This window comes from Streptomyces sp. NRRL F-6676 (assembly GCF_000725625.1).
Taxonomy (GTDB): domain Bacteria; phylum Actinomycetota; class Actinomycetes; order Streptomycetales; family Streptomycetaceae; genus Streptomyces.
In genome coordinates, this window is sequence record NZ_JOHS01000028.1 from 61493 (window position 1) to 73814 (window position 12322).

At 73.9% G+C, this 12322-nt stretch carries 11 protein-coding genes; 4 read left to right on the forward strand and 7 right to left on the reverse strand.

The features are described from left to right. Positions 1-49: 49 nt before the first annotated feature. A complete protein-coding gene (locus tag IO29_RS18690; RefSeq protein ID WP_030380642.1) occupies positions 50-805 on the reverse strand; it encodes a uracil-DNA glycosylase in 756 nt (251 codons plus the stop codon). Between the two features lie 88 nt (positions 806-893). On the opposite strand from IO29_RS18690, the gene IO29_RS18695 reads away from it, so the two are divergent. Then, entirely contained in the window at positions 894-1385 is a 492-nt protein-coding gene (locus IO29_RS18695; RefSeq protein ID WP_030380643.1) for an RNA-binding S4 domain-containing protein, read from the forward strand. Positions 1386-1413: 28 nt separating this feature from the next. Here IO29_RS18695 and IO29_RS18700 read toward each other — a convergent pair whose 3' ends face one another. Continuing rightward, positions 1414-2103, reverse strand: a complete 690-nt coding sequence (locus IO29_RS18700) for a class I SAM-dependent methyltransferase (protein WP_030380644.1) — start codon at positions 2101-2103, stop codon at positions 1414-1416. A 128-nt stretch (positions 2104-2231) separates the two neighbouring features. Here IO29_RS18700 and IO29_RS18705 point away from each other — a divergent pair, with 128 nt between their 5' ends. After that, entirely contained in the window at positions 2232-2498 is a 267-nt protein-coding gene (locus IO29_RS18705; RefSeq protein ID WP_030380645.1) for a DUF6343 family protein, read from the forward strand. Positions 2499-2526: 28 nt separating this feature from the next. On the opposite strand, the gene IO29_RS18710 is transcribed toward IO29_RS18705, so the two are convergent. From IO29_RS18710 to rpsA, 4 genes are all read right to left on the reverse strand, one after another. Further along, positions 2527-2907 (reverse strand): tetratricopeptide repeat protein, encoded by a 381-nt coding sequence (locus tag IO29_RS18710; RefSeq protein ID WP_030380646.1) that lies wholly within the window; start codon positions 2905-2907, stop codon positions 2527-2529. A 49-nt stretch (positions 2908-2956) separates the two neighbouring features. Further along, complete coding sequence (gene coaE, locus IO29_RS18715) at positions 2957-3583, reverse strand: dephospho-CoA kinase (RefSeq protein ID WP_030380647.1); 627 nt, start codon at positions 3581-3583, stop codon at positions 2957-2959. 141 nt (positions 3584-3724) lie between these two features. Further along, positions 3725-4663: a PAC2 family protein gene (locus IO29_RS18720; RefSeq protein WP_030380648.1), complete on the reverse strand. Its 939-nt coding sequence runs from the start codon at positions 4661-4663 to the stop codon at positions 3725-3727. Between the two features lie 227 nt (positions 4664-4890). Continuing rightward, entirely contained in the window at positions 4891-6387 is a 1497-nt protein-coding gene (gene rpsA / locus IO29_RS18725; RefSeq protein ID WP_030380649.1) for a 30S ribosomal protein S1, read from the reverse strand. A 428-nt stretch (positions 6388-6815) separates the two neighbouring features. Between rpsA and IO29_RS18730 the strand changes: the two genes are divergently transcribed. Further along, complete coding sequence (locus IO29_RS18730) at positions 6816-7589, forward strand: class I SAM-dependent methyltransferase (protein ID WP_420705389.1); 774 nt, start codon at positions 6816-6818, stop codon at positions 7587-7589. Between the two features lie 66 nt (positions 7590-7655). Beyond that, on the forward strand, positions 7656-10214 hold the full coding sequence (gene hrpB / locus IO29_RS18735; protein WP_030380651.1) for an ATP-dependent helicase HrpB: 2559 nt from the start codon (positions 7656-7658) through the stop codon (positions 10212-10214). Positions 10215-10256: 42 nt separating this feature from the next. Here the strand turns inward: hrpB and IO29_RS18740 are convergent, their stop codons facing one another. Next, the gene (locus IO29_RS18740) at positions 10257-11999 is read right to left on the reverse strand and encodes a lytic transglycosylase domain-containing protein (RefSeq protein WP_030380652.1); all 1743 of its coding nucleotides are present in this window, start codon (positions 11997-11999) and stop codon (positions 10257-10259) included. Positions 12000-12322: the final 323 nt, after the last annotated feature.

The following is a 12322-nucleotide window of genomic DNA, read 5'->3' on the forward strand; positions in this document are numbered from 1 at the left end:
GGCCGGCGGGGTGCGGGGGCGTACGCCGGCATCGGTTCGGGCGCGGGCCCTACGGGGACGGCTCCGTGGTCGGCAGCCCCGCCGCCGTGGCCGCCGTGCGCAGTACCTCGCGGAGCATCTCGGGGGTGAGCCGCCCGGTGAACGTATTGCGTTGGCTGACGTGGAAGCACCCGAAGAGCTCCAGGCCGCCGTCGGCGCCGGTGGCGTCGGCGCCGGCGGTTCCCTCGGCCCGGTGCAGCCGGACGCGGGCCCCGTGGCCGAAAGCCGGCCGGGGGCGTGGCACCGTCCAGCCGGCTTCGGCGAAGGCCGGCAGTGCGGCCTGCCAGCCGAACGCGCCCAGCACCACCACCGCCCGGAGTGTCGGCCGGAGCAGCGCCAGTTCCCGCACGAGCCAGGGCCGGCAGGTGTCCCGCTCCCGCGGGGTGGGCTTGTTGGCGGGCGGGGCGCAGTGCACGGGCGAGGTGATCCGCATGCCGTACAGCTCCAGCCCGTCGCCCAGCCGTTCGGACGTCGGCTGCGAGGCCAGCCCGACCTCGTGCAGTGCCGCGTACAGCACGTCTCCGGAGCGGTCGCCGGTGAACATCCGTCCGGTCCGGTTCCCGCCGTGGGCCGCCGGGGCGAGCCCGACGATCAGCAGCGCGGCGTCGGGCGGCCCGAAGCCCGGCACCGGCCGGCCCCAGTACGTCCAGTCGGCGAACGCGGCCCGCCGGGTACGGGCCACCTCCTCGCGCCAGGCGACCAGCCGCGGGCACGCCCGGCATCCGGCGATCCGCTCGTCGAGCTCCTCCAGCGCACTGCCGTCCATGCCTCCCACCGTAGATGCCCGGGAGCGCGGCGGGAGTTCCGGTCCCGGGCGGGTCCGGTCCGCCGCCGCCTGCGACTAAGGTCGGAGCATGGCTTCTGAGGTCAGAGAAGGAGACACCGGCGCCGCGCCCGGCACCGGAACCCACCCCGACGCCGTCGCCGCCGCTGTCGCCGCGCGGCCCGCCGGGGGCGAGAGCGTGCGGATCGACAGCTGGATCTGGTCCGTGCGCCTGGTGAAGACCCGCTCGATGGGTGCGACCGCCTGCCGGGGCGGCCATGTCCGTGTGAACGGCGAGCGCGTGAAGCCCGCGTACGCCGTCCGCGTCGGCGACGAGGTGCGGCTGCGGCACGCCGGCCGTGAGCGGGTCGTCGTCGTGAAGCGTCTGATCCGCAAGCGGGTCGGGGCCTCCGTCGCGGTCGAGTGCTACGTCGACAACAGTCCGCCCCCGCCGCCCCGCGAGGCCGTCGCCCCGATCGCCGTCCGCGACCGGGGCGCCGGCCGGCCCACCAAGCGCGACCGCCGCGAACTGGACCGGCTGCGGGGCCTGGCCGCAGGGGACACGGACGCCGGCACCCCCTGAGCCCGCTTCCGGCGGGGAACCACGCCTCCTAGGCCGGCCTCTGGGCCGGCACCGCCCGTACCCACACCCGGTCCTCGGTCAGATAGCGGTCCACGCGCAGTCCGGCCTCGGCGAGCGCCTCCTCGAACTGCTGCCTGGTCAGGGGCCGCGCCAGGAACGTCTGCGTCCATGTGGCGTCCGGGAACTCGTACTCCGCGCGCACCTCGTTCACACCGTCGCCGACGGGCTCCGCCGAGCGTATGCGCACGGTGAACCCGCTCGGGTCGACCCGTTCCCGCGGCAGGTCGGTGTGGTAGTCCTCGCCCTCGCGCTGGATCAGCACGCAGCCGTCCGCCGCCACGTGCCGCGCGCAGGTCCGCAGCAGGCCCCGGCGCACCTCGACGTCCCCGGCGTGGACGAGGAAGGAGGCGAGCAGCACCACGTCGAACGTCTCGTCCAGCCGTAGGTCCTCGATCGAAGCGCATATCGTGCGGGCGCCGCGGACCCGTTCCAGCATCTCCGCGGACTCGTCCACCGCCGTGATCCGGAAGCCGCGCTCCCGCAGCGGATGCGTCATCCGCCCCACCCCGCTGCCCAGTTCCAGGACGCGCGCCCCCGGTGGCACCGCCGCGGCGATGATCCCGGGCTCCTCCCCCACGGGCAGCCGGGCGTAGAGCTCGACCGCGCAGCCGTCCGGGGTGATCGCTCCGGGCCCCGTCCCCTCGTGTCCCGCTCGCATGTCCTGCCTCATGCCGGGAGAACGGACGACCGGTCCGGCGCCGTTCCCCCGCGCCCGTCACTCGTTGGAGTGAACGTTCGACGGGGGAACAAGGAACCGGCGCGCGACAATGGGAAGGGGTGAGGCCTATGCGTACGGGCAGCGAACCGACGACGGCACGCAGTCCGCTGCGGCTGCGCTTCTGGCTGAGTCTCTGGGGCGAGGTCTGGACGATCGGCGGCACGGTGGCGCTCGCGCTGGCGGGCCGGACGGGCTGGGCGGCCCTCTGCGGGGCGCTGTGGCTGATCGTGACCGTCGATCTGATCATGGTGATCCGGCACATCCGGCAGGGCCCGCACTGGCAGCCGGGCCGCGACATCCCGCCCTATGCGCCACCGGAGCAGCGGCGTCGCTGAGCGGGGGCGCCCGACAACGGCCCCCGGCTCACGCGTCGAAGCGGGCGGCGTCCAGATAGCGCGGGTTGGGGTCGAGCGCGGCCGCGAGGCGGAAGTGCCGCTTGGCCTGCTCGGGGCGCAGCTGGCGCTCGTAGGTCCGGGCGAGCGCGAAGTGGGCGAAGGCGTTGTCCGGTTCGCGTTCCAGGACGATGCTGAACTCCAGCTCGGCGGGGCGGAGCTGGGCGGCGGCGAAGAAGGCCCGGGCCCGCAGCAGCCGGGCCGCGGTGTTCTCCGGGTGCGCCGCTATGAGTCCGTCGAGCAGCTTGACCGCGCCCCGCGGGTCGTGCGCGGCGAGCAGCTGCTCGGCGGCGCGGAAGTCGATCACGTTCGTTTCCGGAGTCCGTCCACGGGAACCGCTGATGTCGGGCACGACGAAGTCCTTCCCTCACTCGGCGGCTTCAACGCCCCCGGCGGAACCGCTATTCCCGGGGCGGCCGTGCCGTGGACCGCCGGCGTGCGCGGCGGACGAGGTCGTCCCACAGCTCGCGCACCCGCCGCTCCAGTTCGGGCAGGGGCACGTCGTTGTCGATGACGACGTCCGCGATCGCGCGCCGCTGCTCGCGGGACGCCTGGGCGGCCATGCGGGCGCGCGCGTCCTCCTCGCTCATGCCGCGCAGCCGCACCAGCCGGTCGAGCTGGGTGGCGGGGTCCGCGTCGACGACCACGACCATGTCGTACAGGGGTGCGAGGCCGTTCTCGGTGAGGAGCGGCACGTCGTGGACGACGACGGCGTCCTCGGCGGCGGCGGACTCCAGCTCTCGGGAGCGGGCGCCGACCAGGGGGTGCACGATCGAGTTGAGCACGGCGAGCCGGTCGGGGTCGGCGAAGACGACGGCCCCGAGGCGGGGGCGGTCGAGGCTGCCGTCCTCGGTGAGGATCTCCTCACCGAAGGCCTCGACGACGGCCGCGAGTCCCGGTGTCCCGGGTGCGACGACCTCGCGGGCGATGCGGTCCGCGTCGATCAGTACGGCGCCGTGTGCGACGAGCAGCCGCGACACCTCGCTCTTGCCGGCGCCGATGCCGCCGGTCAGGCCCACGGACAGCATGAGCGCGTCTTCACCTCACCCACTCCCGCACCGGCGGGAACGAACGTCACGACCGGCGTACGGGTACCGCCGGCCGGCCCACCGGAATCGTCCGCGCCACGGCGGGACGGGCAGGTCGTGGCCGTCCGGCAGACTATCGGATCAGCCGTCGCCCTCTCGCTCCGCGAGGAAGCGTTCGAACTCCTGGCCGATCTCGTCCGCGGACGGGATCTCCACCGGCTCGGCCAGCATGTTGCCCCGCGTCTCGGCGCCCGCGGCGGCGTCGTACTGGTGCTCGAGGCCCTGGACCAGGGCGACCAGTTCCTCGTCGCCCTCCTGGATCTGCCGGTCGATCTCCGTCTGGGTGCGGTGGGCGTCGGTGCGCAGGGAGTGCGCGACGCCGGGCAGGACCAGTCCGGTCGCGGCCGTGACGGCCTCGAGGACCGTCAGCGCGGCGTCCGGGTAGGGGGAGCGGGCGATGTAGTGCGGGACGTGCGCGGCGACGCCCAGCACGTCGTGCCCGGCCTGGGCCAGGCGGTACTCGACGAGCGCCTCCGCGCTGCCGGGCACCTGCGCCTCCTCGAAGGGGCTGCGGTGTCCCGGCACCAGGTCGGTGCGGTTGCCGTGCGGGGTGAGGCCGACGGGGCGGGTGTGCGGGACGCCCATCGGGATGCCGTGGAAGTTCACCGCCAGGCGGACGCCGAGCCGCTCCACGATCTGTTCGACGGCCGCGGCGAAGCGCTCCCACTCGACGTCCGGCTCGGGGCCGGACAGCAGCAGGAAGGGCGCCCCGGTGGCGTCCTGGACGAGGCGCACGTCGATCGTGGGCTCGTCGTAGTCGGTCCAGGTGTTGCGCTTGAAGGTCAGCAGCGGCCGGCGGGCACGGTAGTCGACCAGCCGGTCGTGGTCGAAGCGGGCGACGACCTGGTGGGGCAGCGAGTCGAGCAGCCGGTCGACGATCTGGTCGCCGGTCTCGCCGGCGTCGATGTAGCCGTCGAAGTGGTAGAGCATGACAAGTCCGGCCGACTCCTGCGCGAGCGCCATGTCGACGACGGCCAGGCCCTTCGGCTCCCATGCGTACAAACTCTGCGGATCAAGCACAGTGACCGCTCCTCCTCGTGTCCAATGGGAGACAACGTGGCGCGGGACACGCGCATTCCCGGGCGGCCGGGCCGGGTTGGGAAAACCGGGCGTCCGACCGCGCGTCCGGCGATGGCGGCGCAACGCGGAAGGCCCGCACCCCGAGGGGGGTGCGGGCCTTCCGTTCGGCTCGGTGGTCCGGCCTCAGCGACGGGCGCTCAGGCCGGGGTCCGACGCGTGGCCGGGGTTCAGCTCTGGCCGCCGGCCAGCTTCTCCCGCAGCGCCGCGAGCGCCTCGTCCGAGGCGAGCGCGCCGGAGGTGTCGCCACCCTCGGAGGAGTACGAACCGCCGCCGCCGGACGCGACCGGAGCGGCAGCCTCGCCACCCTCGGCAGCGGCCTTCTCGTCCGCCTCGCGGGACTTGATGACCTGCGCCTGGTGCTGCTCGAAGCGCTGCTGCGCCTCGGCGTACTGCGTCTCCCACGCCTCGCGCTGGGTCTCGTAGCCCTCGAGCCAGTCGTTGGTCTCGGGGTCGAAGCCCTCGGGGTAGATGTAGTTGCCCTGGTCGTCGTAGGACGCGGCCATGCCGTACAGGGTCGGGTCGAACTCGACCGTCGACGGGTCGGCGCCGAAGGCCTCGTTGGCCTGCTTCAGCGAGAGGCTGATGCGACGGCGCTCGAGGTCGATGTCGATGACCTTGACGAAGATCTCGTCGTTGACCTGGACGACCTGCTCCGGGATCTCCACGTGGCGCTCGGCCAGCTCGGAGATGTGGACCAGACCCTCGATGCCCTCGTCCACGCGGACGAACGCACCGAACGGAACCAGCTTGGTGACCTTGCCGGGCACGACCTGGCCGATCTGGTGCGTGCGGGCGAACTGCTGCCACGGGTCTTCCTGGGTCGCCTTCAGCGACAGGGAGACGCGCTCGCGGTCCATGTCGACGTCCAGGACCTCGACCGTGACCTCCTGGCCGACCTCGACGACCTCGGAGGGGTGGTCGATGTGCTTCCAGGACAGCTCGGAGACGTGCACCAGGCCGTCGACGCCACCCAGGTCCACGAAGGCACCGAAGTTGACGATCGAGGAGACCACGCCGGAGCGGACCTGACCCTTCTGAAGGGTCGTGAGGAACGTCTGGCGGACCTCGGACTGGGTCTGCTCCAGCCAGGCACGGCGGGACAGGACCACGTTGTTGCGGTTCTTGTCCAGCTCGATGATCTTCGCCTCGAGCTCCTTGCCCACGTAGGGCTGGAGGTCGCGGACGCGGCGCATCTCCACCAGGGAGGCCGGGAGGAAGCCGCGGAGGCCGATGTCGAGGATGAGACCACCCTTGACGACCTCGATGACGGTACCGGTGACGATGCCGTCCTCTTCCTTGATCTTCTCGATGGTGCCCCAGGCACGCTCGTACTGGGCGCGCTTCTTCGAGAGGATCAGGCGGCCTTCCTTGTCCTCCTTCTGGAGAACAAGGGCCTCGATCTCGTCACCGACGGCGACGACCTCGTTGGGGTCGACGTCGTGCTTGATCGAGAGCTCGCGGCTCGGGATGACACCTTCGGTCTTGTAACCGATGTCGAGCAGGACCTCGTCCCGGTCGACCTTCACGATGACGCCGTCGACGATGTCGCCGTCGTTGAAGTACTTGATCGTCTCGTCGATCGCGGCGAGGAAGGCTTCCTCGTTACCGATGTCGTTGACCGCAACCTGCGGGGTGGTGGCGGTGGTCTCGGTGCTGCTCGTCATGTGGGAAAGGGCTCCGGTACGGACATTGAAGTCGTAGGTACTGCTTGCGCCGGGAGCCCGTTTCGCTCTGAAGAAGCCGGACAGCCTAGGAAGCGCCCCGCGACAACGCGGTGACACCTCGACAACCGAGGGGACATACAACAGATGCGAGCGCAGCCTGCTACGTCTGAGGAGCGCAGGCCCGCAGCGCAACTTGTAGCATACGGGGGCAGCCGGACAGGGTCAATGCGCGAAGGCGCACACCCGGGGCGGATCCCCGCATACCCGGCACAATCAACCGTCCGGGGAGGCCACGCGGCGTCCACGGCGCCCTCGCGCGGCACCACCGCGACGGCGGCGCCGAGAGGTGACGGAAGAGTACGACGAGGGAGCCGATCATCCAAGAGTCCGAACCGCTCGAACCCGAGGCCACGCGGCGGGTCGCCGGAGTGACGGAGAGCGCGCGTGCCAACCGGGGCTGGTGGGACCGCAACGCGGACGAGTACCAGGTCGAACACGGCACGTTCCTCGGTGACGACCGCTTCGTCTGGTGCCCGGAGGGCCTCGACGAGGTCGAGGCCGAACTGCTCGGCCCGGCGGAGAAGCTGGCCGGCCGGGACGTCCTGGAGATCGGCGCCGGCGCGGCCCAGTGCTCGCGCTGGCTGGCCGCGCAGGGCGCCCGCCCGGTCGCGCTGGACCTCTCCCACCGCCAGCTCCAGCACGCGCTGCGGATCGGCGGACCGTTCCCCCTGGTGTGCGCCGACGCCGCCGTCCTGCCCTTCGCCGACGCCTCCTTCGACCTGGCGTGCTCGGCGTACGGTGCGCTGCCCTTCGTCGCCGATCCGCGGCTGGTGCTGCGGGAGGTGCGCCGGGTGCTGCGGCCGGGCGGCCGTTTCGTGTTCTCGGTGACGCATCCGGTCCGCTGGGCCTTCCCGGACGAGCCCGGGCCCGAGGGGCTGAGCGTGTCCGCGTCCTACTTCGACCGCACGCCGTACGTGGAACAGGACGAGGACGGCAGCGCGGTCTACGTCGAGCACCACAGGACGCTGGGCGACCGCGTCAGGGACATCGTGACCTCCGGTTTCCGGCTGGTGGACCTGGTGGAGCCGGAGTGGCCGTCCTGGAACACCTCGGAGTGGGGCGGCTGGTCCCCGCTGCGCGGCCGGCTGATCCCGGGTACGGCGATCTTCGTGTGCGAGCGGGACCGAGCCGGGACCGAGTGATGAGGCCGTGATCGCCCTCCACGCGCGCGTGGAGGGCGACGACGGCGTCGTACGACACTGGGGGGCGTGATCCGTGACGACGCCCTGGAGGCGCTGCCCGTCCGCGGGGCCCTGCCCGCTCTGAACGACGCCCTGGAGGACCACGGCGCCGCCGTGCTCGTGGCACCGCCCGGCACCGGCAAGACGACCCTGGTGCCGCTGGTGCTGGCGGGTCTGGTGGGCGGGGGCCCCGCGCGCCGCGTGCTGGTGGCCGAGCCGCGGCGGATCGCGGCGCGGGCGGCGGCACGGCGGATGGCGTGGCTGCTGGGCCAGGAGGTGGGCGGCGACATCGGGTTCACCGTGCGCGGGGAGCGCGTCGTCGGACGCCACGCGCGCGTGGAGGTCGTCACCACCGGTGTGCTGTTGCAGCGGCTCCAGCGCGACCAGGAACTGCCCGGGATCGACGCGGTGGTGCTGGACGAGTGCCACGAACGGCATCTGGACGCCGACACGGCCGCCGCCTTCCTGCTCGACGTGCGCGGGACGCTGCGGCCCGAGCTGCGGCTGGTCGCGGCCTCGGCGACGACCGACGCGCAGGGGTGGGCGCGGCTGCTGGGCGGGGCCCCGGTGGTCGAGGCCGCGGGGGTCTCCCATCCGGTGGAGGTGGTGTGGGCGCCGCCGGCCCGGCCCGTGCGGCCGCCGCACGGGATGCGGGTGGACCCGGCGCTGCTGGCCCATACGGCGTCGGTGGTACGGCGGGCACTGGCCGAGCGGCCCGGCGACGTGCTCTGCTTCCTGCCCGGCGTCGGGGAGATCGCCCGGGTGGCCGGGCTGCTGGGGGACCTGGGGGCGGTGGACGTGCTCCAGGTGCACGGGCGGGCGCCGGCGGCCGTGCAGGAGGCGGTGCTGTCTCCCGCGGAGCGGCGCCGGGTGGTGCTCGCGACCTCGGTGGCCGAGTCGTCGCTGACGGTGCCCGGGGTGCGGGTGGTGGTGGACGCGGGGCTGGCGCGGGAGCCGCGCGTGGACCACGCGCGCGGGCTGAGCGGTCTGACGACCGTACGGTCCTCCCGGGCGGCCGGACGGCAGCGGGCCGGCCGGGCGGGACGGGAGGCGCCCGGAGCGGTGTACCGGTGCTGGGCGGAGGCCGAGGACGGCCGGCTGCCGCCGTTCCCGGCGCCGGAGATCAAGGTGGCCGACCTGACCGCGTTCGCGCTCCAGGCGGCCTGCTGGGGCGATCCCGACGCCTCCGGGCTGGCGCTGCTCGATCCGCCGCCGGGCGGGGCGATGGCGGCGGCCCGGGAGACCCTGACGGCCGTCGGCGCGGTGGACCCCCGGGGGCGGGCCACGGACCGGGGGGCGCGACTGGTGCGGTGGGGGCTGCACCCCCGGCTGGGCCGGGCCCTGCTGGACACCTCCGGCGCGGCGGCCGAGGTGGTGGCGCTGCTGTCCGAGGAGGCTCCGCGGGCGTACGGCGACGACCTGGCGGGGGCACTGCGCACCGCCCGGCGCGGGGGCGACGCGTACGCGGCCCGCTGGCGGAGCGAGGTACGGCGGCTGCGCGCCGTGGCGTCGGAGCCGGGCGGGCGGTCCCGCGGCCGGGGAGCCGCGGGGAGCGGCGGCCGGCCCTCCGGCCCCGGCGGGCGGCCGCCCGGCGCCGACGTGGCCGGGGCGGGGGATGACGGGCTCGTCGGGCGCGCCGTCGCACTGGCCTTTCCCGAGCGGGTGGCGCGGCTCGACGGCGGGTCGTATCTCATGGCCTCGGGAACGCGGGCCGAGCTGGGCGAGGGGTCGGCGTTGCGGGGGGCGCCGTGGATCGTCGTCGCCGTGGCCGACCGGCCGGCGGCCGGCGGGCACGCGCGCGTGCGGCTCGCCGCGCCCGTGCCCGAGGACGTGGCCCGGGAGGCGGCCGCGGCGCTGCGGACCGACCAGGAGGAGGTGCGCTGGGCCGACGGGGACGTCGTGGCGCGGCGGGTGGAGCGGCTGGGGGCGATCGAGCTGTCGGCGCGGCCGCTGCCGGACGCCGCGGCCGGGCTCGTCCGCGACGCGCTCCTGGAGGGGCTGCGGCGGGAGGGGTTCGGCCTGCTGCGGTGGTCGCCGGAGGCGGTGGCGCTGCGGCAGCGGCTGGCGTTCCTGCGGCTGCGGCTCGGCCCGCCGTGGCCGGACGTCTCGGACGACGCGCTGCACGCGCGCGTGGCGGAGTGGCTGGAGCCCGAGCTGGGCCGCGCCCGCCGGCGGGCCGACCTCGGGCGGATCGACGCCGGGCAGGCGCTGGGCCGGCTGCTGCCGTGGGCCTCGGGCGAGGCGGCCCGCCTGGACGAGCTGGCCCCGGAACGGCTCACCGTGCCCAGCGGGTCGCGGATCCGCGTCGACTACGCCGATCCGGAACGGCCGGTGCTCGCCGTGAAGTTGCAGGAGATGTTCGGTCTGGACAGCTCGCCCGTCCTGGCCGGGGTGCCGGTCCTCGTGCACCTGCTCTCCCCCGCCGGACGGCCCGCCGCCGTCACGGCCGACCTCGCCTCGTTCTGGCGGGAGGGCTACCGCGCCGTACGGGCGGAGCTGCGCGGCCGGTACCCGAAGCATCCGTGGCCCGAGGACCCGGCGGCCGCGGAGCCGACCCGGCGCACCAACGCGCGGCTGCGCCGCTGAGGCGCAGGCCGGTCGCGGTGGACCGGCCTGCGGGGACGGGGGCTACGACGCCGCCTCGGCGACCTTCAGTTCGAGCGTGACGGTCGCGCCGCCGGCCGTGGTGACGCGGAGCAGGAACGTGCCCGTGGTGTCGTCCGCGTACAGCTTCGGCAGCTTCAGCACGCCGTCGGCGTCGGTCGTCAGCCCCGTGAGGGTGCGTACGGGCTTCTTGTCGGCGTCGTCGGCCGTGCTGTCGGGGTCCTTGAAGTAGGGGCCCTTGTCGTTCTCGGTCGCGTCGTCGGCGGACTTGATGAGCGTGGCGGTCGCGGCGACCTTGCCGGGGGCGGCGCCCTTGTAGGTGGCCTTCAGTTGGATCTGCTCGGCGAACTCGCCGCCGGGGGTGCAGGTCAGCGGGGTGTCGCCGACGCGGGCCAGGGCGTCGGCCGTGCGTGCGGTGACGGTGGCGGTGTGGTCGAGGGCGGCCACGGTCCGGCCCACGACCAGGGCGCGGACGGTGAATTCGCCGGTCTTCTCGCCGGCCACGAGGGCGGGCGCGGTGGCGGTGCCGGTGCCGCCCGTGCGGACGGTGGCGGTCTTCTCGCCGCCGGTGAAGGTGGCGTCCGTGTCGCCGACGATGGTGAAGCGGACCCGGACCTTGGCCACGGCCGTGCCCGCCTTGGTCTCCGGACGGACCACGATCTTCTCGTCGAACGTGTCGCCCGCCCTGGCGGTCAGCTTGCCGGTGCCGGCGTCGTCGAGGTGGTCGACGGTGTCGGTCGGCGTGGGGGTGGGTGTCGTCGAGGGGGGCGTGCTCGGCTTCGTCGGCTCGGTGGACGGCTTGCCGCCCGCGTCGGAGCCGGAGCCGGATCCGGAGCCGGAATTCGAGCCGGTGTTGCCGGGCTTGGTGGTGTGGGACGCCGGCGGTGTGGTGGTCGTCGCCGGGGTCGAACCGGTGCCCGAGCCGCTGCTCTCGTCGCTGCGGTGGCGGGGCAGGGTGCCCGTGCCGTCCGGCACCGAGTGGGTGCCGTTGCGGTAGAACTCCAGCCACGACAGGACGGTGTTGAGGTAGTCCTGCGAGTGGTTGTAGCTGAGGATCGCGGCGTCCATGTTCGACTGGACGGACAGGTCGCGGTCGGCGCGGCACAGGTAGTGGCCGGCGGCGAGAGCGGCGTCGTAGACGTTGTTGGGGTCCTTGACGCCGTCGTCGTTGCCGTCGCGGCCCGCCCAGGCCCAGGTCGACGGGATGAACTGCATGGGGCCGACGGCGCGGTCGTAGGTGCTGTCGCCGTCGTAGGCGCCGTGGTCGGTGTCCGAGATGTGGGCGAAGCCGCTGCCGTTGAGGACGGGGCCGAGGATCTTGGAGTACGTCGTGCCCTCGGCGTCGACGCGGCCGCCGCGGGCCTGGCCGGACTCCACCTTGCCGATGGCGGCGAGGAGTTGCCAGGGGAGGTTGCAGCCGGGCTTGGACTCGCGCAGTTCGGCCTCGGCCTTCTTGTAGGCGTCGAGGACGGTGGCGGGGATGCCGGAGTCGTCACCGGTGCCGGTTGAGCCGGAGTTCGCGCTGTCGTCGGGGGCCGGGGTGGGGCTGTCGAGCGTGGGGAGGTCGGTGTAGTAGTGGCCGTCGCCGGTCGCCGAGTCGTCGCCGGTGGCGTCGGGGGTGTTCTGGGCGGAGCCGGTGGTCTGTCTGCCGTGGTCGTCGGCGGTGACTCCGGGGGCCTGGGACGCGGAGAGTGCCGCGACTGCCGCGGCTGCGAGGGCTGTGGTTGCCGCGCCCTTGCGGAGCCGCCTGCCGAAATGCGCCGCCATAGAGTGCGCCCCTCCCGTGGACGAACGTCCGTGTCCTCTTCTGCTCTCTACGGTGCGCTGGGTCTGGCGTGTACCGCCCTGGCACCGTGACGCTGGTGACCCTACGGCAACGTGCGGCCGGGTGGCACCCGTTGATGGCGGGTCTTCACCGGTTGGCCATGTGCGCGTGGAGTGTCGCGTGTGCGTCACCCTTACTTGACGGTCGTGGTCGTCGGACGGTTGTGGTGGGGGTGAGGGTTTTTCGCCCCCGCCGCCCCTACCCTTCCCGTCCCTTCAAGGGGCGCTGCCCCTTGGACCCCGGGGGTGGGTGGGGAGTCGGGGGT